This is a genomic window from Pseudomonas sp. RC2C2 (assembly GCF_018390435.1).
Classification (GTDB): domain Bacteria; phylum Pseudomonadota; class Gammaproteobacteria; order Pseudomonadales; family Pseudomonadaceae; genus Aquipseudomonas; species Aquipseudomonas donghuensis.
Genome location: NZ_JAHBAX010000001.1, coordinates 3,236,667 through 3,262,494, shown reverse-complemented (window position 1 = coordinate 3,262,494; position 25,828 = coordinate 3,236,667). Strand labels below are relative to the sequence as shown.

At 57.5% G+C, this 25,828-nt stretch carries 25 protein-coding genes and 1 tRNA gene; 7 read left to right on the top strand and 19 right to left on the bottom strand.

What is annotated here, in order from left to right:
* Positions 1 to 12: 12 nt before the first annotated feature.
* The 12 genes from rlmN to trmJ form a co-directional block, all read right to left on the bottom strand.
* Positions 13 to 1,158, bottom strand: coding sequence for a dual-specificity RNA methyltransferase RlmN (gene rlmN / locus KHO53_RS15060; protein WP_010223456.1), 1,146 nt, complete (start codon positions 1,156 to 1,158; stop codon positions 13 to 15).
* Positions 1,159 to 1,186: 28 nt separating this feature from the next.
* Entirely contained in the window at positions 1,187 to 1,612 is a 426-nt protein-coding gene (ndk, locus tag KHO53_RS15055; RefSeq protein ID WP_010223457.1) for a nucleoside-diphosphate kinase, read from the bottom strand.
* Between the two features lie 90 nt (positions 1,613 to 1,702).
* Positions 1,703 to 1,903 carry a Fe-S cluster assembly protein IscX gene (iscX, locus tag KHO53_RS15050; RefSeq protein ID WP_010223458.1) on the bottom strand — a complete coding sequence of 67 codons (201 nt, stop codon included), beginning with the start codon at positions 1,901 to 1,903 and terminating at the stop codon, positions 1,703 to 1,705.
* A gap of 14 nt (positions 1,904 to 1,917) precedes the next feature.
* Positions 1,918 to 2,259, bottom strand: coding sequence for an ISC system 2Fe-2S type ferredoxin (gene fdx / locus KHO53_RS15045; RefSeq protein WP_010223459.1), 342 nt, complete (start codon positions 2,257 to 2,259; stop codon positions 1,918 to 1,920).
* A gap of 3 nt (positions 2,260 to 2,262) precedes the next feature.
* Positions 2,263 to 4,125 carry a Fe-S protein assembly chaperone HscA gene (gene hscA, locus KHO53_RS15040; protein WP_010223461.1) on the bottom strand — a complete coding sequence of 621 codons (1,863 nt, stop codon included), beginning with the start codon at positions 4,123 to 4,125 and terminating at the stop codon, positions 2,263 to 2,265.
* Positions 4,126 to 4,167: 42 nt separating this feature from the next.
* A complete protein-coding gene (gene hscB / locus KHO53_RS15035) occupies positions 4,168 to 4,689 on the bottom strand; it encodes a co-chaperone HscB (RefSeq protein ID WP_010223462.1) in 522 nt (173 codons plus the stop codon).
* 8 nt (positions 4,690 to 4,697) lie between these two features.
* A complete protein-coding gene (gene iscA, locus KHO53_RS15030) occupies positions 4,698 to 5,021 on the bottom strand; it encodes an iron-sulfur cluster assembly protein IscA (RefSeq protein ID WP_010223463.1) in 324 nt (107 codons plus the stop codon).
* 28 nt (positions 5,022 to 5,049) lie between these two features.
* Entirely contained in the window at positions 5,050 to 5,436 is a 387-nt protein-coding gene (iscU, locus tag KHO53_RS15025; RefSeq protein WP_002552476.1) for a Fe-S cluster assembly scaffold IscU, read from the bottom strand.
* Between the two features lie 46 nt (positions 5,437 to 5,482).
* A complete protein-coding gene (locus tag KHO53_RS15020) occupies positions 5,483 to 6,697 on the bottom strand; it encodes an IscS subfamily cysteine desulfurase (RefSeq protein WP_010223464.1) in 1,215 nt (404 codons plus the stop codon).
* A 42-nt stretch (positions 6,698 to 6,739) separates the two neighbouring features.
* Positions 6,740 to 7,231: a Fe-S cluster assembly transcriptional regulator IscR gene (gene iscR, locus KHO53_RS15015; protein ID WP_036993915.1), complete on the bottom strand. Its 492-nt coding sequence runs from the start codon at positions 7,229 to 7,231 to the stop codon at positions 6,740 to 6,742.
* Positions 7,232 to 7,384: 153 nt separating this feature from the next.
* On the bottom strand, positions 7,385 to 8,167 hold the full coding sequence (cysE, locus tag KHO53_RS15010) for a serine O-acetyltransferase (RefSeq protein WP_010223467.1): 783 nt from the start codon (positions 8,165 to 8,167) through the stop codon (positions 7,385 to 7,387).
* Entirely contained in the window at positions 8,168 to 8,941 is a 774-nt protein-coding gene (trmJ, locus tag KHO53_RS15005; RefSeq protein WP_010223468.1) for a tRNA (cytosine(32)/uridine(32)-2'-O)-methyltransferase TrmJ, read from the bottom strand.
* A 145-nt stretch (positions 8,942 to 9,086) separates the two neighbouring features.
* Here trmJ and suhB point away from each other — a divergent pair, with 145 nt between their 5' ends.
* Positions 9,087 to 9,905: a type III secretion system regulator SuhB gene (suhB, locus tag KHO53_RS15000; RefSeq protein ID WP_010223469.1), complete on the top strand. Its 819-nt coding sequence runs from the start codon at positions 9,087 to 9,089 to the stop codon at positions 9,903 to 9,905.
* 185 nt (positions 9,906 to 10,090) lie between these two features.
* On the opposite strand, the gene KHO53_RS14995 is transcribed toward suhB, so the two are convergent.
* The 6 genes from KHO53_RS14995 to queA form a co-directional block, all read right to left on the bottom strand.
* Positions 10,091 to 10,639 (bottom strand): glycine zipper 2TM domain-containing protein, encoded by a 549-nt coding sequence (locus KHO53_RS14995; protein ID WP_010223470.1) that lies wholly within the window; start codon positions 10,637 to 10,639, stop codon positions 10,091 to 10,093.
* Between the two features lie 119 nt (positions 10,640 to 10,758).
* Positions 10,759 to 11,670: a protein translocase subunit SecF gene (gene secF, locus KHO53_RS14990; RefSeq protein ID WP_010223471.1), complete on the bottom strand. Its 912-nt coding sequence runs from the start codon at positions 11,668 to 11,670 to the stop codon at positions 10,759 to 10,761.
* A gap of 9 nt (positions 11,671 to 11,679) precedes the next feature.
* Positions 11,680 to 13,545 (bottom strand): protein translocase subunit SecD, encoded by a 1,866-nt coding sequence (secD, locus tag KHO53_RS14985; RefSeq protein WP_010223472.1) that lies wholly within the window; start codon positions 13,543 to 13,545, stop codon positions 11,680 to 11,682.
* A 63-nt stretch (positions 13,546 to 13,608) separates the two neighbouring features.
* Positions 13,609 to 13,944: a preprotein translocase subunit YajC gene (gene yajC, locus KHO53_RS14980; protein ID WP_010223473.1), complete on the bottom strand. Its 336-nt coding sequence runs from the start codon at positions 13,942 to 13,944 to the stop codon at positions 13,609 to 13,611.
* Positions 13,945 to 13,991: 47 nt separating this feature from the next.
* Entirely contained in the window at positions 13,992 to 15,107 is a 1,116-nt protein-coding gene (tgt, locus tag KHO53_RS14975) for a tRNA guanosine(34) transglycosylase Tgt (RefSeq protein WP_010223474.1), read from the bottom strand.
* A 14-nt stretch (positions 15,108 to 15,121) separates the two neighbouring features.
* Positions 15,122 to 16,171, bottom strand: coding sequence for a tRNA preQ1(34) S-adenosylmethionine ribosyltransferase-isomerase QueA (queA, locus tag KHO53_RS14970; RefSeq protein ID WP_010223475.1), 1,050 nt, complete (start codon positions 16,169 to 16,171; stop codon positions 15,122 to 15,124).
* Between the two features lie 108 nt (positions 16,172 to 16,279).
* On the opposite strand from queA, the gene KHO53_RS14965 reads away from it, so the two are divergent.
* The 4 genes from KHO53_RS14965 to KHO53_RS14950 all read left to right on the top strand — a co-directional run bounded on the left by KHO53_RS14965 (position 16,280) and on the right by KHO53_RS14950 (position 20,086).
* Positions 16,280 to 16,364: transfer RNA gene (locus tag KHO53_RS14965), tRNA-Leu, on the top strand.
* Positions 16,365 to 16,527: 163 nt separating this feature from the next.
* On the top strand, positions 16,528 to 17,832 hold the full coding sequence (locus KHO53_RS14960) for a tyrosine-type recombinase/integrase (RefSeq protein ID WP_213570463.1): 1,305 nt from the start codon (positions 16,528 to 16,530) through the stop codon (positions 17,830 to 17,832).
* A gap of 1,004 nt (positions 17,833 to 18,836) precedes the next feature.
* Positions 18,837 to 19,814, top strand: a complete 978-nt coding sequence (locus KHO53_RS14955; RefSeq protein ID WP_213570462.1) for an integrase domain-containing protein — start codon at positions 18,837 to 18,839, stop codon at positions 19,812 to 19,814.
* On the top strand, positions 19,811 to 20,086 hold the full coding sequence (locus tag KHO53_RS14950) for a hypothetical protein (protein WP_213570461.1): 276 nt from the start codon (positions 19,811 to 19,813) through the stop codon (positions 20,084 to 20,086). The genes KHO53_RS14955 and KHO53_RS14950 overlap by 4 nt, the downstream gene beginning before the upstream one ends.
* A gap of 449 nt (positions 20,087 to 20,535) precedes the next feature.
* Here KHO53_RS14950 and KHO53_RS14945 read toward each other — a convergent pair whose 3' ends face one another.
* Positions 20,536 to 23,088 carry an AAA family ATPase gene (locus KHO53_RS14945; RefSeq protein WP_213570460.1) on the bottom strand — a complete coding sequence of 851 codons (2,553 nt, stop codon included), beginning with the start codon at positions 23,086 to 23,088 and terminating at the stop codon, positions 20,536 to 20,538.
* 571 nt (positions 23,089 to 23,659) lie between these two features.
* Here KHO53_RS14945 and KHO53_RS14940 point away from each other — a divergent pair.
* Both KHO53_RS14940 and KHO53_RS14935 read left to right on the top strand, forming a co-directional pair.
* The gene (locus tag KHO53_RS14940; protein WP_213570459.1) at positions 23,660 to 24,478 is read left to right on the top strand and encodes a GIY-YIG nuclease family protein; all 819 of its coding nucleotides are present in this window, start codon (positions 23,660 to 23,662) and stop codon (positions 24,476 to 24,478) included.
* Between the two features lie 33 nt (positions 24,479 to 24,511).
* Positions 24,512 to 25,495: a hypothetical protein gene (locus KHO53_RS14935; protein ID WP_213570458.1), complete on the top strand. Its 984-nt coding sequence runs from the start codon at positions 24,512 to 24,514 to the stop codon at positions 25,493 to 25,495.
* The last annotated feature ends 333 nt before the right edge of the window (positions 25,496 to 25,828 follow it).

Genomic DNA, 25,828 nt, shown 5'->3' with positions numbered 1-25,828 from the left:
GAGGTCCTCTCTTTAGTTACGCGCGGCGCTTTCTTGCACGTCAGCGTCGGCGTTCAACTGACGCACGGCGATATAGCGCTCGCTGCGACGGGTGCGGTCCATTACCTGGCCAACCAGCTGGCCGCACGCCGCGTCGATGTCTTCACCACGGGTGGTACGCACCGTGACGTTGTAACCGGCGTGATGCAGGTGGTCCTGGAAGCGGCGGATGGCGTTGTTGCTCGGGCGCTCGTAACCGGAATGCGGGAACGGGTTGAACGGGATCAGGTTGATCTTGCACGGTACGTTCTTGAGCAGCTCGGCCATTTCCACGGCGTGCTCGAGCTTGTCGTTGACGTCCTTGAGCAAGGTGTACTCAATGGTCAGTACGCGCTTCTCGCCCAGTTGCGACATGTAGTTCATGCACGCCTCGAGCAATACCTTGAGCGGGTACTTCTTGTTGAGCGGCACCAGTTCGTTGCGCAGCGCATCGTTCGGCGCGTGCAGCGACAGGGCCAGGGAAACGTCGATGTGCTTGGCCAGCTCTTCGATCATCGGAACAACGCCAGAGGTGGACAGGGTCACCCGGCGCTTGGAAATACCGTAGCCGAGGTCGTCCATCATCAAATGCATGGCGGCGACCACGTTGTCGAAGTTCAGCAGCGGTTCGCCCATGCCCATCATCACCACGTTGGTGATGGCGCGGTCGATGGTGGCGGGAATGCTGCCGAACGACTTGTTGGCAATCCACACCTGGCCGATCACTTCGGCGGCGGTGAGGTTGCTGTTGAATCCTTGCTTGCCGGTGGAGCAGAAGCTGCAGTCCAGGGCGCAACCGGCCTGGGACGAGACACACAGGGTGCCACGCTTGCCCTGGGGGATGTACACGGTCTCGACGCAGCTGCCGGACGCCACGCGCACCACCCATTTACGGGTGCCGTCGCTGGAGATGTCCTCGCTGACCACTTCCGGACCGCGAATCTCGGCAACCGCCTTGAGCTTTTCGCGCAAGGCCTTGCCGACATTCGTCATGGCGTCGAAATCATCGACGCCAAAGTGGTGAATCCATTTCATTACCTGACCGGCACGGAAACGCTTCTCCCCGATAGAGTCGAAGAATTTTTCCATTTCCGGCTGGGTCAGCCCCAACAGGTTAGTTTTGCCAGTCGATGTCGTCATGGATTCACCCTCACCCGTAAGCTTTCGCTTAGCGAGTGGTTACCTCGGTAGCTGCGAAGAAGTAAGCGATTTCGCGAGCAGCAGCGGCTTCGGAGTCCGAACCGTGAACGGCGTTGGCGTCGATGGATTCAGCGAAGTCAGCGCGGATGGTGCCTGGAGCAGCTTCTTTAGGGTTGGTAGCGCCCATCAGCTCACGGTTCAGAGCGATAGCGTTTTCGCCTTCCAGAACCTGAACAACAACAGGACCGGAGATCATGAAAGCAACCAGGTCACCGAAGAAACCGCGCTCTTTGTGCTCAGCGTAGAAGCCTTCGGCTTCGGCTTTGGACAGTTGCTTCAGTTTCGAAGCAACGACGCGCAGGCCGGCTTTTTCGAAACGGGTGGTGATCTCGCCGATCACGTTTTTAGCAACTGCGTCAGGCTTGATGATCGAGAAAGTACGTTGAACAGCCATGGAAAACTCCAGAAACGTTGAGTGAAGCGAAAAATTAAACCCGCGAATTATACGCGGGTTCCGGGGGATTGCCTAACCTGCCGAGCGCGCTCAGTCGGCTTCTTCGATCCAGGCCGCCTGGATGGCTTCGAGAACCTTCTCGCCGCCACGCTGCGGATCGTCACTGAAATCCGGCAATGCCAGCACCCACTGGTGCAGATCGACGAAGTTCACATAACGAGGATCGACTTCCGGCTTGCTTTCGGCAAGCTGGATTGCAATTTCAAGTACATCAACCCATTTCAGACTCATGATGGCTCCCTGAATCAGTGCGGCGCTTCGGCGGCCAGGTTGATCGTGTACTTCGGAATCTCGATGGTCAGGTCTTGCTCACCAACGATCACCTGGCACGCCAGGCGCGACTGTGGCTCCAGGCCCCAGGCCTTGTCGAGCATGTCTTCCTCGAGTTCGTCGGCTTCTTCGAGCGAATCGAAGCCTTCACGCACGATGCAGTGGCAGGTGGTGCAGGCACACACGCCGCCACAGGCACTTTCCATCTCGATGTGGTGCTCGTGGGCCAGCTCCAGGATGTTGGTTCCTGGTTCCACCTCCACCACCAGCCCTTCCGGGCAGAACTTCTCGTGGGGCAGAAAAATCACCTGCGGCATCAGTTATTCCTCGATCTCATTCAGGTTGCGCCCGGCCAAAGCGGCTTTTACCGTCGAATCAAGGCGACGGGCGGCAAAGGCATCGGTCACCTGCGACAGACGCTTGGTCTGCTGCTCGATGGCCACGCCATCGGTGCCGGTGATCAAATCACGCAAGTCTTGCATCTGTTGCTCGATCGCCAGGCGCTCTTCGGCGTCCAGCAGGCGCTCGCCATCGGCGTCCAGGGCGCCCTGCACCGCTTCGAGCAGGCGCTCGGCGTCGACCTGGTGCTCGCGCAGCTGGCGCGCCACCTTGTCGAAACCGGCATGTTCGAAGGAGTCCTTGAGCATGCGGGCAATTTCGCCGTCGGTCAGACCGTAGGACGGCTTGACCTGGATGCTCGACTCAACGCCCGAACCCAGTTCGCGCGCCGAGACATTGAGCAGGCCATCGGCATCGACCTGGAAGGTCACGCGGATCTTCGCGGCACCGGCGACCATCGCCGGAATGCCACGCAGTTCGAAGCGCGCCAGGGAGCGGCAGTCACTGATCAGTTCGCGCTCACCCTGCAGCACGTGGATCATCATGGCCGACTGGCCATCTTTGTAAGTGGTGAACTCCTGGGCACGGGCAACCGGGATGGTGGTGTTGCGCGGAATCACCTTCTCCATCAGCCCGCCCATGGTTTCCAGACCCAGGGACAGCGGAATCACATCGAGCAGAAGCAGTTCGCCACCATCGCGGCGATTACCGGCCAGGGTATCGGCCTGGATAGCGGCGCCGATGGCGACCACCTGGTCCGGGTCGATTTCGGTCAGCGGGGTACGGCCAAACAGCGCACCGACAGCCTCGCGCACACGCGGCACGCGGGTCGAACCACCGACCATGACCACCGCAGCGACTTCTTCGAGCTCCACGCCGCTGTCACGCACGGCGCGGCGGCAGGCCTTGAGGCTGCGGGCGACCATCGGTTCGATCAGGGCATCGAAGGCACTGCGAGTCAACTCGGCCTGCCAGCCGCCATAGGCAACCGTCACCGCATCAGCGCTGGTCAGGGCCTCTTTGGCTGCACAGGCGGTTTGCAGCAGCTGGCGCTGGGCACCGGGATCGAGGTCCGAGGACAGCCCAGCCTGCTCGACGATCCAGCTGGCGATGGCGTGATCGAAGTCGTCGCCACCTAGGGCGCTGTCGCCGCCAGTGGCCAGCACTTCAAAGACACCGCCGGTCAGGCGCAGGATCGAGATATCGAAGGTACCGCCACCCAGGTCATAGATGGCCACCAGGCCTTCGGCATTCTGGTCCAGGCCATAGGCCACGGCCGCCGCGGTCGGCTCGTTGAGCAGGCGCAATACGTTCAGCCCGGCCAGGCGCGCGGCGTCCTTGGTGGCCTGGCGCTGGGCGTCGTCGAAATAGGCCGGCACGGTGATCACCGCGCCGACCAGCTCGCCACCCAGGGTCTCTTCGGCGCGCTGGCGCAGCACCTTGAGGATATCGGCCGAGACTTCCACCGGGCTTTTCGGGCCCTGGACGGTGTCGATAAACGGCATGTGCGACTCGCCGCCGACAAAGCGGTACGGCAGCTGTTCGCCCAGTTGCTTGACGTCCGCCAGGCCACGGCCCATCAGGCGTTTGACCGACAGCACGGTATTGAGCGGGTCGCTGGAGGCGGCGTCGCGGGCCCCCTGGCCGACATCGATGCGGTCGGCGTGATAACGCACCGCGGACGGCAGGATGACCCGGCCTTGGGCATCCGGCAGGGGCTCGCTCCGGCCACTGCGCAGGGCAGCAACCAGGGAATTGGTGGTACCAAGGTCAATACCCACCGCCAGGCGACGCTGGTGCGGCTGGGGGCTCTGACCGGGTTCGGCGATCTGCAGTAGGGCCATGCTTATCTGAATACCAGGGGCGCCGCCAGAAGCAGCGCCGGGTTAATCGTCGAGGCGCTCTTCCAGCTGGCGCACTTCGTAGGCGAGCTTGTCGAGAAACTGCATGCGGCGCATCAGGCGCTCGGCCTGTTCACGCTGCGCAGCATCATCCCAGCAGGCGGCGAAGTTCTCATTGAGTGCTTCCTGGGCAGTTTTCAAGCGACGCTTGAAGACGGCCACGCCATCGAGGTCGGCACTGTCCTGGAGGTCTTCGAGCTCTTCACGCAGCTGCATCTGCTGCAGCAGGAACTCGGGATCATGGACGGTGACTTCCTGCGGCACTTCATGACCGCCGATCGCCAACAGGTAGCGTGCACGCCGGGGCGCGCTCTTGAGAGTCTGGTAGGCCTCGTTCAGCGCAGCCGAACGCTCCAGCGCAATGCGCTGCTCACGTTCGGAGGCATCGGCGAAGCGATCCGGATGGACCTCGCGGGCCAGCTCGCGATAGCGAACGGCCAGCTTGTCGAGATCCAGACGGAAGCCAGGTTGCAGGTCAAACAGGGCGAAATGACAAGGAGTACCCACGCGCAGCCTCAGACGTTGAAGCTTTCGCCGCAGCCACACTCACCGCGCACGTTGGGGTTGTTGAACTTGAAGCCTTCGTTCAACCCTTCCTTGACGAAATCCAGTTCGGTACCGTCGAGGTACGTCAGGCTTTTCGGATCGATGATGACCTTCTCGCCATGGCTCTCGAAGACCAGGTCTTCGCTGTCCGGCTGATCGACGAACTCCAGCACATAGGCCAGGCCCGAGCAGCCGGTGGTGCGCACGCCGAGGCGAATACCTTCACCCTTGCCACGTCCGTCGAGGGAGCGCCGCACATGTTTGGCGGCGGCTTCTGTCATGCTGATAGCCATCGAGACTCCTTACCTGCAACAGGCGACCTTAGAGCAAACCTTTCTTCTGCTTGTAATCGCGCACGGCCGCCTTGATGGCGTCCTCGGCGAGTACCGAGCAGTGGATCTTCACCGGCGGCAGCGCCAGTTCTTCGGCCAGCTGGGTGTTCTTGATGGTTTCGGCTTCGTCCAGGGTCTTGCCCTTCATCCACTCGGTGGCCAGGGAGCTGGAAGCGATGGCCGAACCGCAGCCGTAGGTCTTGAACTTGGCGTCTTCGATGACGCCCTGCTCGTTGACCTTGATCTGCAGACGCATGACGTCGCCGCACGCCGGGGCGCCGACCATGCCGGTGCCGACATCCGGGTCCTCGGCATTCATCTTGCCGACGTTACGCGGGTTTTCGTAGTGGTCGATGACCTTTTCACTGTATGCCATGGTGCAATTCCTTCCTCATCAGAGAGCCGCTCTTGCCGGCGACTACTTAGTGCGCAGCCCACTCGATCTTGGAGATGTCGACGCCGTCTTTGTACATATCCCACAGCGGCGACAATTCGCGCAGCTTGGTCACGGCCTCGCAAACCTTCTGCGCGGCGTAGTCGATTTCTTCTTCGGTGGTGAAACGACCGAAGGTGAAGCGGATCGAGCTGTGTGCCAGTTCGTCGTTGCGGCCCAGGGCGCGCAGTACGTAGGACGGCTCGAGCGAAGCCGAAGTACAGGCCGAGCCGGACGAAACGGCCAGGTCCTTGAGCGCCATGATCAGCGACTCGCCTTCGACGTAGTTGAAGCTCAGGTTCAGGTTGTGCGGAATGCGCGCGGTCATGCTGCCGTTGATGTACAGCTCTTCGAGGCCTTCAACCTGCTTGTAGAAGCGGTCGCTCAGGGCCTTGATGCGCACGTTTTCGCTGGCCATCAGTTCTTTGGCGATGGCGAAGGCTTCGCCCATGCCGACGATCTGGTGGGTGGCCAGGGTGCCCGAACGCATGCCGCGTTCGTGACCGCCGCCGTGCATGGCGGCTTCCAGGCGCACGCGAGGCTTGCGGCTGACATACAGCGCGCCAATGCCTTTAGGGCCGTAGGTTTTGTGCGCCGAGAACGACATCAGGTCGACTTTCAGCTTTTGCAGGTCGATCTCGACCTTGCCGGTGGACTGCGCGGCATCGACGTGGAACATGACGCCGCGGGCGCGGGTCAGTTCGCCAATGGCGGCGATGTCGTTGATGGTGCCGATTTCGTTGTTCACGTGCATGATCGACACCAGGATGGTGTCTTCACGCAGGGCCGCTTCGACCATGGCCGGGGTGATCAGGCCATCGGCACCTGGTTCGATGTAGGTGACTTCAAAACCTTCACGCTCCAGCTGACGAGTGCTGTCCAGAACAGCCTTGTGCTCGATCTTGGAGGTGATCAGGTGCTTGCCCTTGGTGCTGTAGAAGTGCGCGACGCCCTTGATTGCCAGGTTGTCGGACTCGGTTGCACCGCTGGTCCAGACAATTTCCCGCGGGTCGGCATTGACCAGGTCGGCGACCTGGCGACGGGCGTTCTCGACCGCTTCCTCGGCTTTCCAGCCAAAGACGTGGGAGCGCGACGCCGGGTTACCGAAGTTCCCGTCGACCAGCAGGCAATCGCTCATCTTCTGGGCGACGCGTGGGTCGACCGGTGTGGTCGCGGAGTAATCGAGGTAGATCGGCAACTTCATTGAATATCTCCTATCAGGCGGTCGCGCCGCGCATCGAAACGGTCATTCGACGGCGGACGTCTCAATCTTGTCCAGCTGCGGTGCCCGGCCTGCGATACGACGCAGGTCCTGGCGCTGGGCGACTTCTTGTACCTCACGGCGAGTGACAAGGTCAGCCAGGCTGATGCCGCTGAGGAATTCGTGAATCTGCTGGCTGAGGTCGCACCACAGGTGGTGGGTCAGGCAGGTGTCGCCGGCGTGGCAATCACCCAGGCCCTGACAACGCGTGGCATCGACCGATTCGTTGACCGCGTCGATGACCTGGGCGACCTGAATGCTCTCCATGCTTCGCGACAGCTGATAGCCGCCGCCGGGGCCGCGCACACTGGAAACCAGACTGCTACGGCGCAGCTTTGCAAACAGCTGCTCCAGATAAGAGAGAGAAATGCCTTGGCGCTCGGAAATGTCGGCCAGAGACACCGGCCCATTCTGCGCATGCAACGCCAGGTCGAGCATGGCGGTCACGGCGTATCGGCCTTTTGTAGTCAGTCGCATGGCTAGTAGGTACCACGGGGTTACGGAATGGGAGCGAGTATGCTATTCCCGAGCGTTTAAGTCAACTATAAGACCTAGTGCTTTAGTCGGGTTTACCGCAAGAGGGCGGCCGAATGATAGCAAACTAAGGGGCGCTTGCGCACGCCCCTTCTGTCAATGCGTCGACGCGTCGCTACGGGCCTCGTCCTTGATCTGGGCGAAGTCTTCTTCACGCAGGGCCGGCAGCTCCTTGGCGCAGTAGTCGCTGCCCAGTTTCTTCAGCGCGCCGCACATGTCCTCCAGGCGCCCGTCGACGGCCTGCAGGTGGTCGAGCAGCTGACCAATGGCGCGAGCCACCGGGTCGGGCATGTCCTCGCTGACGCCATAGGCATCGAAGCCGATCTTCTCGGCCATGGCCTTGCGCCGGGCTTCGACTTCGGCATCGGTCTTGACGATAATCCGCCCCGGAATACCCACGGCAGTCGCACCGGCCGGCACCGCCTTGGTCACCACCGCATTGGAGCCGATCTTGGCCCCGGCGCCGACGGTGAACGGCCCCAGCACCTTGGCCCCGGCGCCCACCACCACGCCGTCTTCCAGGGTCGGATGACGCTTGCCCTTGTTCCAGGTGGTGCCCCCCAGGGTTACGCCCTGGTACAGGGTGACGTCGTCGCCGATTTCAGCGGTTTCGCCAATAACGATGCCCATGCCATGGTCAATGAAAAATCGCCGGCCAACCTTGGCGCCGGGGTGGATCTCGATCCCGGTCAGCCAGCGCCCGAAGTTCGACACCAGCCGGGCCAGCCACTTCCAGTCCCGCAACCACAGGGCGTGCGCCGCGCGATGCAGCCAGATCGCATGCATGCCCGGGTAGCAGGTCAGCACTTCAAAGGCATTGCGCGCCGCCGGGTCACGGTGGAAAACGCTCTGGATATCTTCACGCAGACGCTCGAACATCTATTGATCCTTCCGCTTATGCGGTTCGCCACGAGCCACTTTCTGGGTTTCCGTGAGAATGCCGCGCAAAATACTCATTTCCGAACGATTGACCGAGCTGCGCCCGTACAGCCGACGCAGACGCGGCATCAGGTGCCTGGGCTTCTCCGGGTCGAGAAAACCGATGTCGACCAGGGTCTTTTCCAGGTGTTCGTAGAACAGCTCCATTTCATCCATGGTCGCCAGCTCGCTGCTGCGCTCCGGCGCCACTTCAGTGTTTTCCGTCTTCGACAGCTGCCCCTCCAGCGCCAGCCAGGCCATGCGCACTTCATAGGCCAGCACCTGCACCGCAGCACCGAGGTTCAGCGAGCTGAAGTCCGGATTCGAGGGGATGTGCACATGAAAATGGCAGCGCTGCAGTTCTTCGTTGGTAAGGCCCGCATGCTCGCGACCAAACACCAGGGCGATCTCCTCGCCCTGAACGGCATGCTCGATGACCTTGCTCGCGCACTCGCGCGGGTCGACCAGCGGCCAGGGGATGCGTCGCTCGCGGGCACTGGTGCCGAACACCAGGTTGCAGCCGACCAACGCGTCTTCGAGGGTGGCGACCACTTGCGCACCGGCGAGCACGTCATCGGCACCCGACGCACGGGCATCGGCCTCGTGGGACGGAAAATCCTGCGGGTCGACAAGCACCAGCCGCGACAAGCCCATGTTTTTCATGGCACGCGCTGCGCCGCCGATATTGCCCGGGTGGCTGGTATTGACCAGAACAACACGAATATTTTGCAGCAAGGCGAGCGCTCACAGACGTTGCGAAGGGGGAGCAAATCTTACAGAAGCGACCGACTTTACGCTACGAAAGCAAATGTCACCCTTCTTCGCGCAAAGTTTTCTGCTAGAATGTTCGGCTTTCTTTAACGACCCAGGTGAAACGTCCATGCAGCCCATGCTGAATATCGCGCTGCGCGCCGCCCGCAGCGCCAGTGAATTGATTTTCCGCTCCATCGAGCGCCTGGATAGCATCAAGGTTGATGAAAAAGACGCCAAGGATTACGTCTCCGAAGTCGATCGCGCCGCAGAGCAGAAAATCATCGATGCCCTGCGCAAGGCCTACCCGAACCACTCCATCTACGGCGAAGAGACCGGCCTGCATGCCGGTAGCGGCGAAGAAGGCAAGGACTACCTGTGGATCATCGACCCACTGGATGGCACCACCAACTTCCTGCGTGGCGTTCCGCACTTTGCTGTCAGCATTGCCTGCAAATACCGTGGCCGCCTTGAGCACGCCGTGGTGCTGGACCCTGTCCGCCAGGAAGAATTCACCGCCAGCCGTGGCCGTGGCGCCCAGCTGAACGGCCGCCGCCTGCGCGTCAGCCCTCGCACCAGCCTGGAAGGCGCCCTGCTCGGTACCGGCTTCCCGTTCCGTGACAACCAGATGGCCGACCTGGACAACTACCTGGGCATGTTCCGCGCCCTGGTCGGCCAGACCGCCGGCATCCGCCGCGCCGGCGCTGCCAGCCTGGACCTGGCCTACGTTGCCGCTGGTCGTTTCGATGCCTTCTGGGAATCGGGCCTGTCGGAGTGGGACATGGCTGCAGGCGCCCTGCTGATCCAGGAAGCCGGCGGTCTGGTGAGCGATTTCACCGGCGGCCACGACTTCCTCGAGAAGGGTCACATCGTTGCCGGTAACACCAAGTGCTTCAAGGCCGTCCTGACTGCTATCCAGCCGCACCTGCCTGCCTCGATCAAACGCTGAGTTTCGACCGGGCACAAAAAAGCACCCTTCGGGGTGCTTTTTTTGGCCTTATGGACCACCTTCTCTCTGTGGGAGCTGGCTTGCCAGCGATGAGGCCGGTATAGCCAACACTGTAGCCGGCACCTGGACTGCGACCGCTTCGCACTCGATCGCCGGCAAGCCCAGCTCCTACAGAGACCGCGCCGTTACTGACCGGGCTGGGCCTGGCCGAGCACCAGCTTGCCTTCTTTATCCAGCGGAATCTGCGAACCCGGATCACGGTCCATGCGCACCTGACCGACCTTGTCGCCGATCGAGTACTTCACGTCATATCCGACAACCTTCTCGCTCAGGTCATTGACCGTGTTGCAGCGGGTTTGCGTGGTGGTATAGGTATCACGCTCCTGCATGCCCTCCTGCACCTTGTTACCGGCATAGCCACCACCGACAGCACCGGCCACGGTAGCGATTTTCTTACCGGTGCCGCCGCCAATCTGATTACCCAGCAGGCCACCCGCCAGCGCGCCAACCACAGTACCGGCGATCTGGTGCTGATCCTTTACCGGCGCCTGACGCGTCACGGTGACATCCTTGCACACTTCACGAGGTGTCTTGACTGTCTGCTTGACCGGCTGCACCGCCAACACTTCGGCGAACTCCGGTCCCCCCTTGACCAGGTTGTAGGTGGCAACAGCACCTCCGGCTGTTACACCGACAGCACCCAGAACCGCACCCACCAGCATCGACTTGTTCACCTGAACCTCCTGATCGTACCTGCAGGACAAAGCCCGCCTTCTCCCTGCCTTGGAGCATAAAAAAAGGCGCGAGTTCAACACTCGCGCCTTTTTGTACGGCCAACCGCGTGGGAAAACCCTTATGGACGGTCGTCCACGCCCTCGGCTTTTACGGTCGGGATCAGGTCTTCGCTGCTCAGGTTCAGCCAGATCAGCACCACGTTGGCGATGTAGATCGACGAGTAGGTACCCGCCATGACGCCGATGAACAGCGCCAGGGAGAAGCCCCACAGGTTGTCGCCACCGAAGAACAGCAGCGCGGCAATGGCCAACAGGGTCGATACCGATGTTGCCACGGTACGCAGCAGGGTCTGGGTGGTCGAGATGTTGATGTTCTCGATCAGCGAAGCCTTGCGCAGTACCCGGAAGTTCTCCCGCACCCGGTCGAACACGACGATGGTGTCGTTGAGCGAGTAACCGATGATCGCCAGCACCGCCGCCAGTACCGTCAGGTCGAAGGTGATCTGGAAGAACGAGAGGATCCCCATGGTCACGACCACGTCGTGGATCAGCGACAGGATCGCACCCAGGGCGAACTTCCACTGAAAGCGGAAGGCCAGGTAGATCATGATGCCGCCAAGAGCCAGCAACATGCCCAGGCCGCCCTGGTCGCGCAGCTCTTCACCGACTTGCGGGCCAACGAACTCGACGCGCTTGACCACTGCAGGGTTGTCGGAACTGACCTTTTGCAGCGCCTCGGACACACGATTACCCAGCAGCGGGTCATCGCCTGGCATGCGCACCAGCAGGTCGGTGGTAGCACCGAAACTCTGCACCACAGCATCCTCGAAGCCGGCCTTGACCAGCTCCTCGCGGACCTCCCCAAGGTTGGCCGGACGCTCGTAGGTCAGCTCGATGAGCGTACCGCCGGTGAAGTCCAGGCCGAAGTTGAGGCCCTTGTAGAACCAGCTGAACAACGCCAGCACGGTCAGTAGCAGGGTGATGCCGAACGCAACGTTGCGCACACCCATGAAGTTAATGGTACGTAACATGGCAGCCCCTTATACCCACAGCTTCTTGATATCACGCCCGCCGCAGGTCAGGTTGACCATTGCGCGGGTAACCATGACGGCCGTGAACATCGAGGTGAAAATCCCGAGGGACATGGTAACCGCAAAGCCCTTGACCGGGCCGGTACCCATGGCGAAGAGGATGCCACCGACCAGCAAGGTGGTCAGGTTGGCATCGACAATCGCCGTGTAGGCACGGTTGAAGCCTTCGTGGATGGCGCGCTGCACCGACATGCCGTTGGCCAGCTCTTCGCGGATCCGCGAGAAGATCAGCACGTTGGCGTCGACCGCCATACCCATGGTCAGCACGATACCGGCGATACCCGGCAGGGTCAGTGTCGCCCCCAGCAGGGACATCAGCGCCAGCAGCATGACCATGTTACCGGCCAGGGCGATGGTCGCAATCAGACCGAAGAAGCGGTAGATGGCCATGATGAACAGCGAAACGAACAACATGCCCCACAGGGAAGCATCGATACCCTTGGTGATGTTGTCGGCACCCAGGCTCGGGCCAATGGTGCGCTCTTCAGCGAAGTACATCGGCGCCGCCAGACCACCGGCACGCAGCAGCAGGGCCAGTTCCGACGATTCACCCTGACCGTTCAGGCCGGTGATACGGAATTGGCTACCCAGTGGCGACTGGATGGTCGCCAGGCTGATGATCTTCTTCTCTTCGGTGAAGGTCTGCACGGCAACGTCTTTTTCGACGCCGTCGACCATCTGCTTGACGTAGCGCGTGGTAGGACGCTGCTCGATGAAGATCACCGCCATGCTGCGACCGACGTTGCTACGGGTAGCACGGCTCATCAGCTCGCCGCCATGACCATCCAGACGGATGTTCACTTGCGGACGGCCTTGCTCGTCGAAGCTGGCCTGGGCGTCGGTGACCTGGTCACCGGTGATGATCAGGCCACGCTCGACCGCAGCCGCACGACCGCCCTCGCGGAATTCGAAGGTTTCGGTGGTGGCTTTCGAGGCACCAGGCTCAGCACCCAGGCGGAATTCGAGGTTGGCGGTCTTGCCGAGGATCCGCTTGGCTTCGGCGGTGTCCTGCACGCCTGGCAGCTCGACCACGATGCGGTTGGCACCCTGGCGCTGAACCAGTGGCTCGGCTACACCCAGTTCGTTGACCCGGTTACGTACCGTGGTCAGGTTCTGCTTGATCGAGTATTCACGGATTTCCGCGACCTTGGCCGGGGTAATCGCCAGACGCAGCACGGACAAGCCGTTACGCTCGGTGGTGGTCAGCTCGAAATCGTTGAAATTCTTGCGGATCAGGCTACGGGCCTGTTCGCGGGAGTCATCATCGGAGAAGCCCAGCTGAATGCCGCCATCTTGTTGCGGCAGGCTGCGGTAGCGCACGCGCTCTTTGCGCAGCAGGCTTTTGACTTCACCTTCGTAGACTTTCAGGCGGGCCGACATGGCCTTGTCCATGTCCACTTCAAGCAGGAAGTGCACACCACCGGAAAGGTCCAGACCCAGCTTCATCGGGCTGGCGCCCAGGTTGCGCAACCATTGCGGGGTAGTCGGGGCCAGGTTGAGCGCTACTACATAGTCGTCGCCCAGTGCCTTGCGCACTACATCCTTGGCTGGCAGTTGGTCTTCCTGTTTGGTCAGGCGCACCAGCCCAACCTTGCCCTTCTCGCCCAGGCTCGCGGCCTTGACCTGGATTCCGGCCTCAACGAGCGCTTTGCTCACGCGGTCCAGATCAGTCTGATTGACCTGCAGCGCCGTGCTGGCACCACTGACCTGAACGGCCGGATCATCAGGGTAGAGGTTGGGAGCGGAATAAATAAAACCGATCGCCAGTACCACCAGGATCAGTGCGTATTTCCACAGAGGGTATTTGTTCAGCATCACGCCGCCCGTTCAAGACGCGGGGCGCCTTGCGCGCCCCGTCGATTGGTAAAAAACTGAAACTTAGATCGCTTTGAGCGTGCCTTTAGGCAGGGTCGCGGCTACGGCGCCCTTCTGGAACTTCAGCTCGACGTTGTCGGACACTTCCAGAACCACGAAGTCGTCGGCAACTTTGACGATCTTGCCGGCGATACCGCCGTTGGTGACAACTTCGTCACCTTTTTGCAGGTTGCTCAGCAGGTTTTTCTGCTCTTTGGCACGTTTGGCCTGCGGGCGCCAGATCATCAGGTAGAAGATGACCAGGAAACCGACCAGGAAAATCCACTCGAAGCCAGTACCGGCTGGGCCGGCGGCTGGGGCAGCTGCGTCCGCGTATGCGGCAGGGATCAGAAAGCTCATTTAGCACTCCAGTTGCAAATCAGTACTTGTTAGGGATCGACAATACATCAATCCAAGGGCGGCACAGGCAGCCCGCGCTTGGCGTAAAAGGCATCGACAAAGGCGGCCAATGTACCTTGTTGAATAGCCTCGCGTAAACCAGCCATCAACCGCTGGTAATGGCGCAAGTTATGGATCGTATTCAACATACTGCCCAACATTTCGCCGCATTTATCCAGGTGATGCAGATAAGCACGGGAGAAGTTCTGGCAGGTATAGCAATCGCAGGTCGGATCCAGGGGCGAATCATCGTGGCGATGGAACGCGTTACGGATTTTCAGCACGCCGGTATCGACAAACAGATGACCGTTGCGCGCGTTGCGCGTGGGCATCACGCAATCGAACATGTCGACGCCGCGGCGCACACCCTCAACGAGATCTTCCGGCTTGCCTACCCCCATAAGGTAACGAGGTTTGTCAGCCGGCATGCGCCCTGGCAGGTAATCCAGCACCTTGATCATTTCGTGCTTGGGCTCGCCCACCGACAGGCCGCCGATGGCCAGGCCGTCGAAACCGATCTTTTCCAGGCCTTCGAGCGAGCGCATGCGCAGGTTTTCGTGCATGCCGCCCTGGACAATGCCGAACAGCGCCGCAGTGCTGTCGCCGTGAGCGTTTTTCGAGCGCTGGGCCCAGCGCAGGGACAGCTCCATGGACACGCGGGCGACGTCTTCATCGGCCGGGTACGGGGTGCATTCGTCGAAGATCATCACCACGTCCGAGCCCAGGTCGCGCTGGACCTGCATCGACTCTTCCGGGCCCATGAACACCTTGGAGCCGTCGACCGGCGAGGCAAACGTCACGCCCTCTTCGCGGATCTTGCGCATGGCGCCCAGGCTGAACACCTGGAAACCACCGGAGTCGGTGAGAATCGGGCCCTGCCACTTCATGAAGTCATGCAGGTCGCCATGGGCCTTGATCACCTCGGTGCCCGGGCGCAGCCACAGGTGGAAGGTATTGCCAAGGATCATGTGCGCGCCGATCGCTTCGATGTCGCGCGGCAGCATGCCCTTGACCGTGCCATAGGTGCCCACCGGCATGAACGCCGGGGTCTCGACCACGCCGCGGGGGAAGGTCAGGCGGCCGCGACGGGCCTTGCCGTCGGTGGCCAGCAATTCGAAGGACATACGACAGGTGCGACTCATGCTTGATCCTCGGGGCCGCGTGGCGCCGGATTGCGGGTGATGAACATGGCATCACCGTAACTGAAGAAGCGGTATCCGTTCTCGACCGCCGCCGCATAGGCAGCCATGGTCTCGGGATAACCGGCGAAGGCCGAAACCAGCATCAGCAGCGTGGATTCAGGCAAATGGAAATTGGTCACCAGGGCATCGACCACATGGAATGGCCGGCCCGGGAAGATAAAGATATCGGTATCACCGCTGAACGCCTTGAGCACACCATCGCGGGCGGCGCTTTCGAGCGAACGCACGCTGGTGGTGCCCACGGCAATCACCCGCCCGCCACGGGCGCGGCAGGCCGCCACGGCATCGACCACGTCCTGGCCGACCTCCAACCACTCTTTATGCATGTGGTGGTCTTCGATGCGCTCGACCCGCACTGGCTGGAAGGTACCAGCCCCCACGTGCAGGGTGACGAAGGCGGTTTCCACGCCTTTGGCGGCGATCTTGGCCAGCAGCTCTTCATCGAAGTGCAGGCCGGCGGTCGGTGCGGCCACGGCCCCGGCGCGCTCGGCATATACCGTCTGGTAGCGCTCGCGGTCGGCGCCCTCGTCCGGACGATCAATGTACGGCGGCAGCGGCATATGGCCGACGCGATCGAGCAGCGCCAGCACCTCTTCGGCAAAGCGCAGCTCGAACAGCGCGTCGTGACGGGCGACCATCTCGGCCTCGCCACCGCCGTCGATGACGATCAGCGTGCCCGGCTTGGGCGCCTTGCTCGAACGCACGTGGGCCAGCACCCGGTGACTGTCGAGTACGCGCTCGACGAGGATCTCCAGCTTGCCGCCGCTGGCCTTCTGGCCGAACAGACGCGCCGGAATCACCCGGGTATTGTTGAACACCATCAGATCGCCCGGGCGCAAATGCTCGAGCAGGTCGGTGAACTGGCGATGCGCCAGTGCCCCGCTCGGCCCGTCCAGGGTCAGCAGCCGGCTGCTATGGCGCTGCGCCAGCGGATGGCGAGCGATCAGGGAATCAGGAAGCTCAAAAGAAAAATCGGCGACGCGCATGATGGTGTTCGGTTCGACAGGGCCGGAAAGTTTAGCCGAAACCGTGAAAATTGACCATGAAACCTGATTGACCAACGGTAGGCGCCTCTTTATACTTCGCCGCCACAAGCCCTGATGGCGGAATTGGTAGACGCGGCGGATTCAAAATCCGTTTTCGAAAGGAGTGGGAGTTCGAGTCTCCCTCGGGGCACCATTTGCAGTACATAGACGACTACCAGCGTCTACTCAACACCCCTAGAGCCCGCTAACTGCGGGCTTTTTGGTCTGTGGGGTTCCACCCCAATCTCTTGCAAGCCAGCCTCTTTTTGGTACATTTTCTGTACATATTCCAGTTCGAGAACCGGAGGTGTACAGCGATGCCATTGACCGCCTTGCAAATCAAAGCGTCCAAGCCTGCCGACAGACCGTTCACGTTGAGTGATAGTTCGGGTCTTGCTCTGTTGGTTAAACCTAACGGCAGCAAGTATTGGCACTTCCGGTACACGTATCAGGGTCGAGCGGCACGCATGTCACTGGGTGTGTATCCGCATATCTCCTTGCAGGAAGCCCGTGAACGGGCTGCAGAATGCCGCAATCTACTCAAGCAAGGCACCAACCCCGGAGCCAAACGCCGCGATGACAAGCTGCGACAGCAAGAGGCCGGGCTCAACACCTTCAGGCGAGCCGCGGAGTACTGGTACCAATTCAAATCGGACTCCGGCCGCAGCAGCGCGACGCTGAAGAAGATCCGCGACTATCTCGATAAGGATCTACTGCCCGCTCTCGGCGAGAAGCAACTGGAGCTCATCACGCGAAGTGACTGCGCAAAACTGCAGGCCAGCATCGAAAAACGAGGCGCCTTCAATGTTGCGGACAAGACCCGAACCTGGCTGAAACAGATTTTCAGTCAAGCCATTGCACGAGGCCTGTGCGAACACAATCCAGCATCCGAACTCCATGCCATTGCGATAGCGCCACCGCCCACTCAACACTACCCACATCTGCACGAACACGAACTACCTGAATTTCTCCGGGCCTTAAGCAAGACCACCAGCCGGTTGCCAGCAAGGATTGCATCGTGGATGACAATTCTGACAGCGAGCCGCCCCGGCATGGTTCGCTACGCAAAATGGGAAGAAATCGATTTTGAGGAATGGACTTGGACCATCCCGGCCGCCCGCATGAAGATGCGCAGAGACTACGTCAGCCCTCTACCTCATCAATTGATCGCCATGCTTACAAAACTGAACCAAAGCACTGGCCGAAGTCGATATCTATTCCCTGGCAATGGTGAAAAGCAGCCAGTTATCAGTGAAAACACGATCAACCTGGTGTTCGCCAAGATCGGCTATAAAGGACGACTCGTCAGCCATGGTACTCGTCATACCGCAAGCACGCTTCTGCGCGAACATGGCTGGATGAAGGACCATGTCGAAAGCCAGCTGGCTCACGTCGAGGGCGGCATCTCTGGTGAGTACAATCAAGCCCTATACTTGCCGCAACGTCGGATCATGATGCAGTGGTATGCGGACTATCTCGACGCCCTCAAAGAAGGCATTACAGCCAACCTTCGCGATCAATTTGATACTCGCGTTAATCAGTTTCTCGCACGCCCTTCTGCATCGCCTCTAACAGCATCCCACGCACGCATAGATGGTAAGTTTTCTGTCGAAACAGACTAAGCTGCGATACTGCGATCACGCGATGCCTTACGAACTCGACCCGGTCCGCGACAACATCATCGCCTTGCAAAACAACCCTGGCGCATTTCAACACTGCTAAACCTGTTAGATCTCCGCAGCCCAGCTTTCCACGCGGGTCCATCCAAGCAGGGCTGCAAAGCCGCCCTGCTTGGATGGACCTCACTTAAAAAATCTAAAGCCCACACAACTGTCGGTGGAAAACCACTGATTTCCACCGCTGGATAATCATCTCCACAGCCGCAATACTCCCGAAAACTCGAGCCTTGACCCGAATTATCCACAGGCGTAAAAAAGATCGGGCAAAGCGCTGTCGTTGACAGCAACCCAGGTAGCCAGAACCTTTGAGGCTACGCCACACCGTGGCGGTTCTCCCAAAGTGCGATTAGCGTCCGGCGGCTCGCACGATCACAGCGATGTGATGGATGCCTACTTTTACCAGTGCGCCCACTGCGGCAACTCATCCCCTTTCATAGCTGCTCTGCAGCAACCTATCCGCTTGGCCATTCACTGCGCCAACCTGCGCCCGTCTCTTTCTTCCGGAAAGAGACGGGCGCTCCAACCGCTGCTGCAGCCCAACTCGTACAAGGCTTTGCGGCATTCCCCCCTCGTGACAATCGGCGTGACAAACACCGAAGTCACCAGCAACAGCGATGCCGATGATGGTGCCGCAGCCCAAGGAATGGACCGCACCTGACTGACAGTCAGGCATGCCCCGATCACCGCTTCACTGCCTTTACCTGACTCGGATCTCGCGGCGCCGGTCTCGTCAGCCAGCGCCACCTCCACCCGCCCACTTCTGCGGAAGTGTTCAGGAGGCCAGATCATGAGATGCCCAAGCTCCCGGTTGTAAGGAGCCGCCAGTCCCGCGTCAGTGGACAACCCTCACAGGCCGCAGGGGCCTTGATCCCTGATAACACTCAACATTCTTGGCGGGATGACGTGGGGAAAGTTTCAAGGGCTTTGGCATTGAGAGGAGTTTGATCATGGCGTTGGTAGGTAATCGGGATGGGCGCAATTTTGGCTATGGCCGGCAACTGAGCTACGCCGGGCCGCAGGCGTTGCGGGACATGTTTGGCGGCGGGCATTACGGCACGGTCAAAGCTCACAGTGATCGCTGGCAGGCATTTGTACGGTGGTGTCGGTCGGAGGAAGGGCCGGGGTTTAACGATGCGCGACAAATTGATCGGCAGACCTTGCTGGACTACGCAGGACATTTGCGTCAGCAAGTTGAACAAGGTGAGCTCGCTATCGCGACCGCGCAAAACCGATTATCCAGTGTGAATCGAACCCTGGCCGCGCTTCGCGGTGATCAATATGTGAAAGTGCCGAGTCCGAGCAAGGTGTTGGGAATGCAGCGCACCACCATCCGCACGACAGCTCCACAAGGCCAGGATCGCGAACACCTGATGCGCATCGTCGAGACGCTCAGCGAACAGCATCCTCGTGCCGCGGCCATCGCTCAGTTGGCGCGAGCCACCGGCATGCGCCTGCGCGAGGCCATTTTGGCCGACTTACCGCGCTTAAAACGTGAGGCCGAATACTACGGCAAGATCAACATCCAGGATGGCACCAAAGGGGGCTGCTCAGGTGCCTCGGCACCTCGGTGGATCAGGGTGGATGATCATATTCACGAAGCGCTGATATTCGGCGAACAGGTCTCACCCGACGGCAGCCACAACCTACTTGCGCCGAACGAACGCTACCTCGATTTCCTACGAGAAATCGTCCGTCCTGCACGGGACATCCTCCATCAGCACGACCTCAAAGGCTTCCACGAATTGCGCGCGGCCTATGCATGCGAACGCTATCAGCAGATTACCCATCATCCCGCGCCGATCAACGGTGCCCATTGCTATCAGCTCGACCGAAACCTTGATCGAGAGGCCAGAGTACAAATCAGCTATGAGCTGGGGCATGGCCGTATCGATGTGGTAGCGGCTTACATTGGTGGTTTAACATGAGCAAGGCATTTGATATGGAACTCTTCCTCGCAGGGGTTCTGACCGGGTCACATGCCACGCGCCAACGCCATGTGCGCCAGGCGAAGGCCATCCAATCCGCAATCGCTGAGCGTTGGCAATCTGACAATCCATGGACTTGGAAGAGAAAACACCTTGCGTGGTTTTTGAATCACCATCTAAACCAGCGCACTGAATCGACGCGCTATTACTATTTGCTGACCATGCAATTACTCACTCATCGTCTAGGAAAATCTTGGCAGTTCAACCCCTAAACGAAGGTCAGAAACGGCCGATTCTGTTGAAAAAGTCGGTCATGATTTGCGCAGCAGAAAAGTATGCGTCCGAGATTGAAATCTTTGCTTTCGGCTGAGGCTTGCAGACACAGATTTCACGCAGCAGCGTGCAAAAAAATGCGTTTCCACCGGTCAACGATCATGCAGTTTTGGATGACCGACTTTTTCAACAGAATCGGCCAGAAGCAGTCATTGAGGGAAGGCGGCCCCCGACTCTAGAAGGAGACGATCATGCTTATGTTCTCTGTGCTATCAGTCAGCCAGGCCGGCTGAAAGCACTTCGGACTGTTCTAAGCCTATCGTCACTGCAATGAGTTCCTCTGACAGCATCGTCTTACCACTGCCGCCATTCATCAAGGCCGGTATGAACTGTTGGCTCAGCTCACAGGATGTGCAGGCCTAGCGGTTAACCGCTTTGACTTTTATTATCATACTGGACGCCTACTCTCCAATTGCAACTTCATATTTTTGATCTCATCATACCAAGTTGAAAATTGAAAAATTGACTTACCAGAATAGTAATTTCTAAGGTCATCATGCTCTAGCGGGCTAAGATTTGCATACAAGTCTTTCAATCTATCCGCCTCAGCCTGAAGCAGCGGAACCAGCTTCGTATAATCCTTAAAGTTCGACACTGTTAGTGTCTTCACTTTGTATTGATGCCGCTGTTCATTGAATACGTACGCGTTCATGAGCTTTTCTACGAGACGCCTGAGCAATGCTGACAACTTTTCTTTGTCGGATATGGTCGGTTCGCTAGGCAGACCGAAATAGGCGTCAATCTCGGCACAAAGCTCATCCCACTTTTCTGTGTACTCTGCCACCGTAGAGCAACTCTCTAAAACCTGAACAGACATGTGATTATTCAAACCAGAACCATTGATCGTGGCTTGTAGGTTAGAAAAGAAATCCCAGTTATGAGTCAGGACAATCACTTGGGAGGCAGGGTTGTCCCTGCAATAATCCCTCAATCGCTCACAAAAATTTGATACATAATTGTAATCAAAACTGGTCACCGGATCGTCAAGAACCAGAACCTGATGTGAAGAGACGCTTGCCTCACACATGAATAGTGCCAGCGCATGAACTTTCAGCTCTCCCTCGCTCAAGACCCGCTGAACAAGCTCACCACCGATTTTCGGCAGCACTATCGCATCAGTACCTTGGTTCGCTAAGCGAACGCCCATCTGCTCAAGTGACGCCCCACACAGGCGTTTATACTCCGAATCTAAATGTGGGACGAAAGAATGTAAAACCAGTTCCGAATGAGCCTCTTTTTTCTTGGCGGTCAACGCAGCTAAACGAGCTGTGAAATTGAATTTTTCGAATACTCCTGACAGCTTTTCGAACGCGATGCTATTGGTGCATATCTGCTCAATTTCGGGCTTGAGCTGGTACGCTGTGGCCTGGATTGCCAACGACTCAAGCTTAGTTGATATGCGCGAGGTCTCGACGTTTAGGTTTTGCAGTCCGCTTGCTGCCAGGGCGATAGCCGAATCAACCTTATCGAGCAGGTCAGATATGCCCTTGAGGTAGCCATTAAGTTCCACCCATCGTCCATAGTTTGTAATAGCAGGGGAATCAATGATCGGAGCCGCAAGGGCATCACGAATGGAATCAACCAAGCCAGCAAGCGCGTTCAAAAACTCTGGATTGATAACGTGTTCATATTGGGAGTACTGAAGAGGCGAGTAATCGTGAATTAATTGCTTTTTTGCAATCTGAGCATCACGCTCTGCGCGCAAACGGGAGAGGTCAAACTGAAGTGTGGAGCTTAGATGCTCGTGGTACGCAGCAAACAGAGCATGGGCCTCGGGCGACAACCTCTGATGGCAAAGCACACACTCGTCAGATGGAGAAAATGGCTTGACCGCCGCTGCCGCTGACAACAGGGCTTGCTGGGCAGGCACCGAATAGTTGGGTAAAAAGACCGCTCCGGCTAACTCAATGCTTGCGGCCTCTTTCTGCTGAATTAGCCTAAGCGTGTCAGCGAAATTCGAGTAAGAAAACCCACTACAGCGATCACGAAGGGTTGTCAGAGAACTTTTGATCTGAGCGAACAATTGCCTCTGCATACTCAGTGATTGCTGCCCCTCCACGCTTGAGGCAGCTTTCAGTTGAGCAAGCCTCACCTGCGCGTCTGTTTTTTCTTGCTCCTGCTCTGGCCCGTATACGACGGTTTTTATCCAATCGAGCATCGGTTGGTAGTTGCTCGCACTCCAGTCTTTGAATACGCCGTTATTAATATCTATTGCCGACTGTGCCTTTGCCTTCACACCAATGATGCTTAGATTGGTAGCACCTCTAGACTGGCTAATGAACCCGGCGCCATAGGATTGAAATTGCTTTAGGCATTCTCGGGCGTAATCGAAGCACTCCAACCGGAACACACTCAACTCGACCACTGCCTCGGGCTTGATGGAGCTGTTCACGTGATTAAATGCGACTGTGGCGTCAAAATATTTCAGCGCTTGCGCTTGAGTTCCAAATCCATCTAGATCTGTCCAAGTATTCTGAAGTTGTCCTCGGAGCTTAAAATTGAAAGATGGTAGCGACACGCCAGACATCAAAACATTGTGGAGCGGCTCCTTTGGCTTTTCCGGATTTGCGAGAACTTTCAGAGCTTGGCATAGGCTCGACTTACCAGCGCCATTTCGACCAAACACCAAGGTAATCCTTTTGGTGAGGTCGAGCTTGAGGGACGGCCTGAGCTTCTTGAACTCAGAGAAGCCTGACAGGCTCTCTAAGTAGAACGGAGGAATGGAGCCACGCAGTGGAGGCAGTAGTGGTGCAGGTGCCGAGGCGGTACAAGTGTAGGTTTCAGTACCGTGAAAAAGCCGCCAAAGCCGACCCAGCTCACCCGTCGAAAGTTCTTGTCCGTTAGAACTGATTGCAGCATCGCAAACCGCTTGAAACCAGGCCTCATTAACGGCATCACGGTGGGCCAGTAGGTAACCAGTTGCATCGTTATGCTTTGCCATGATGCCGTCCCTGCGCTTGATGACCGTGCCACTATAGAGGCGTTAAGCCGTGCCCGCCATACGGAGACTAGATAACCAACGGCTCTTGCTCTTCATTTCCATGTCTGCCGCCGCCGGGCGTGAGCCAATGATCCCGTCACCGCGTACGACTGATTTGCTTCACGTAAATGATCCAGCGGGCGTCCAATATCTAACCTGGAAGAGTCCGTCGAGTACTTCTCAGCCACTCACACCGCTAACCCTCAGCATTTTCGCTTGTTTCGTAAGGCCGAGAACACCCTGGCGCGTGAGGGACGTGCAGCTGAGGTTATGATTGGCGAATTATTATCGTTTTCTGCGAAACGCCACTAACAAGGCGCATGGGTTGTCGTCCAAGCATGCATGGATGAACAATACGAGGGCCAGATGTAACCCCTACACCAGCCTGTAATGATGCGCTTCCCCCCCACAGAGCCCTAGGAGGGCTGACGCTAGACCTCATCCAGGCTGCTTCATGTACCGAACCCGCAGGGGTGGTGTTTATAATTTCTCGGGAATCGAACAGAATTTAAATAATGGATAAGGAATCCCTATGATAGGTGGAGAGGTTGAACTCGCAGATATCGCACCCAAGGATCTACTCACGCGATGTGACATCCACCTTGCGACGAGAGTCGGAGCAGAGACTGCGCTGGATGTTTTCAGAAAAGACATGGCAAATTGGCCTATCGCACTTAATGAATTATTTTTGCCCCACACAATACCCAGCGACGTGATAATTTCACTAATTGAGATTCCATCTCAACGTGATACTTGGCTGTTCGCAGGTTTCGTACATGTTTCAAGCGTTCGAAATAAAAGCTGTATTACTGTGCGCCACGAGCACGAATTCAAAGGATTGATCGGTCGTCTAAAGTTAAAATTCCGCCGAGGAGGTGCATCAAAACCTTTTTTAAAAGGCGAGAAACACCTTCAGAACATTATCGTTCAAGAAATCCTGCCCACCCCATTCACTAGCGAGCCGTTCCCTGGGTATGAAAATATCAATATAAGCTTTCGCGAACTCCGCGCCTTAGTAGACGAGAATCAATCCGACTGGGTTGTCGCGCTCTCAAATATGAAGGGAGTGTACTTGATCACTGACAAATCGACGGGGCGAAAATATGTTGGGGCGGCATACGGAGAAGAGGGCTTATGGCAGAGATGGAAAATTTATGCAAAAACTGGCCATGGGAATAATTCCGAATTACTTCGACTGCACAAAAGCACGTTGAATTATGCGCAGGACAATTTCTCATTTAGTTTACTAGAGCATCACCCCAAAATAGTACGCGACGAAAAAATCATCAGTAGAGAGGCGCATTGGAAAACCGTGCTTCTGACCCGTACCCACGGCTACAATAGAAATTAATTACCACTTAAACACTAGACATCGAGACTAAGAATGGATCTCTGCGACTTTTATGAAGTAGCAACAGAAGACCTGATATATAGCACTACCATTGGATCAGCCGACATTCTTTATTCCTATCTCGAGAGCCATGGATATGTCGTCACCTTTCGTTATACTCGCCACCCTGAAACATCTGAACTTGAGCGTCGATTCTATCTAATCGACTATCACTGCGGCAGACTTCGTGATAGTTACGGATCTATTTCAGAAGAATCAAAAAAAGAAAATCTGGAACAAGTCATAGAACACCTAAAGAAAGAGTATAACAACGTCAAACTTCAGTATTTCGAGATAGTAGAACCAATTGAGCCAATGTATTTGCTATCTTTAAAGCTGCGGCATGCAATGCCGCATTGCCAGCTTTTAGACGAAGAGTCATTTGTCGAGCTATATGAATCAGCCGTGCTACCATTTGTTCAGTTCATAACAGGCCAATTAGAGCGACTTCCGACAGGCCGAGAAGACTGCTACAAATACGAAAAGCTGATCGGAATTTTTTTAAACATATACTTCCTTTCCGCTGGCTTTAGAGTCACCTACCAAATAGCTAACGCATCCAACCAGCACCGCAGAGATTTTTTCGTAAGAGTAAAGCGCACAACCGATGTAGACTTCAACGAACTTATTGTTGAAACACAAGCAAAATCAATAGTCGTAGAATGTAAAAACTCCATTCAAAAAAAAGAATTTATAGACGCCGTATCCCAAGTTGAAAAATACTCAAAAGCATCCAGCTTTGGAAAGCTTGGCATGATTTTCACTAGAAAGAAATGTGACATTTTCAAACTCATTGACTACACAAAAAGCCCGTGCACCATTATAGTCATGGACGACTCTGACATTCGCACATGGCTATTTAAAATTTCAACCTCTTACAGCTATTACAAACGGCACAAAAATAAAGAAAAGCTTCTTCAAGATATAGATGGCTGCTCAGATTTCTTTGAGAGATATCAAGAGATCTGTGAGAAGTGAGAAGTGAGAAGTGAGAAGTGAGAAGTGAGAAGTGAGAAGTGAGAATACTGGCAATCCTGAATGTGAGTGCTTTTTACGAGCAAAACTGAAGTTAACACTTAAAGAATCATAATTCTCGGTTCATTACCAACGCGTCATCAGCTGCCCTAGGTAGCGGAGCAGCGCAGCTGGTGGCGGCGGTATGGCAATTGGAACTGTCGTCGTTACAGGCGCTGGTGCCGTAACGGGCGCAGCTTTATCAAGTGGTGTAGCAGTTGTAACCAGCTAGGCAAAATGGGTGAGCATCTAGACCTAATCGTCGCAGCCCCAGGAGCTAAAAATCAACATTTGCCG

Coding starts and splice junctions, on each gene's coding strand:
- suhB (WP_010223469.1), top strand. CDS start 9,087: ATGCAGCCCATGCTGAATATCGCGCTGCGCGCCGCCCGCAGCGCCAGT.
- queA (WP_010223475.1), bottom strand. CDS start 16,171: ATGCGCGTCGCCGATTTTTCTTTTGAGCTTCCTGATTCCCTGATCGCT.
- cysE (WP_010223467.1), bottom strand. CDS start 8,167: ATGTTCGAGCGTCTGCGTGAAGATATCCAGAGCGTTTTCCACCGTGAC.
- iscX (WP_010223458.1), bottom strand. CDS start 1,903: ATGAGTCTGAAATGGGTTGATGTACTTGAAATTGCAATCCAGCTTGCC.
- KHO53_RS14945 (WP_213570460.1), bottom strand. CDS start 23,088: ATGGCAAAGCATAACGATGCAACTGGTTACCTACTGGCCCACCGTGAT.
- yajC (WP_010223473.1), bottom strand. CDS start 13,944: ATGAGCTTTCTGATCCCTGCCGCATACGCGGACGCAGCTGCCCCAGCC.
- KHO53_RS15020 (WP_010223464.1), bottom strand. CDS start 6,697: ATGAAGTTGCCGATCTACCTCGATTACTCCGCGACCACACCGGTCGAC.
- rlmN (WP_010223456.1), bottom strand. CDS start 1,158: ATGACGACATCGACTGGCAAAACTAACCTGTTGGGGCTGACCCAGCCG.
- hscA (WP_010223461.1), bottom strand. CDS start 4,125: ATGGCCCTACTGCAGATCGCCGAACCCGGTCAGAGCCCCCAGCCGCAC.
- ndk (WP_010223457.1), bottom strand. CDS start 1,612: ATGGCTGTTCAACGTACTTTCTCGATCATCAAGCCTGACGCAGTTGCT.
- iscA (WP_010223463.1), bottom strand. CDS start 5,021: ATGGCTATCAGCATGACAGAAGCCGCCGCCAAACATGTGCGGCGCTCC.
- KHO53_RS14940 (WP_213570459.1), top strand. CDS start 23,660: ATGATAGGTGGAGAGGTTGAACTCGCAGATATCGCACCCAAGGATCTA.
- secD (WP_010223472.1), bottom strand. CDS start 13,545: ATGCTGAACAAATACCCTCTGTGGAAATACGCACTGATCCTGGTGGTA.
- iscU (WP_002552476.1), bottom strand. CDS start 5,436: ATGGCATACAGTGAAAAGGTCATCGACCACTACGAAAACCCGCGTAAC.
- KHO53_RS14955 (WP_213570462.1), top strand. CDS start 18,837: ATGGCGTTGGTAGGTAATCGGGATGGGCGCAATTTTGGCTATGGCCGG.
- KHO53_RS14935 (WP_213570458.1), top strand. CDS start 24,512: ATGGATCTCTGCGACTTTTATGAAGTAGCAACAGAAGACCTGATATAT.
- fdx (WP_010223459.1), bottom strand. CDS start 2,259: ATGCCGCAGGTGATTTTTCTGCCCCACGAGAAGTTCTGCCCGGAAGGG.
- tgt (WP_010223474.1), bottom strand. CDS start 15,107: ATGTCCTTCGAATTGCTGGCCACCGACGGCAAGGCCCGTCGCGGCCGC.
- iscR (WP_036993915.1), bottom strand. CDS start 7,231: ATGCGACTGACTACAAAAGGCCGATACGCCGTGACCGCCATGCTCGAC.
- secF (WP_010223471.1), bottom strand. CDS start 11,670: ATGTTACGTACCATTAACTTCATGGGTGTGCGCAACGTTGCGTTCGGC.
- KHO53_RS14960 (WP_213570463.1), top strand. CDS start 16,528: ATGCCATTGACCGCCTTGCAAATCAAAGCGTCCAAGCCTGCCGACAGA.
- KHO53_RS14950 (WP_213570461.1), top strand. CDS start 19,811: ATGAGCAAGGCATTTGATATGGAACTCTTCCTCGCAGGGGTTCTGACC.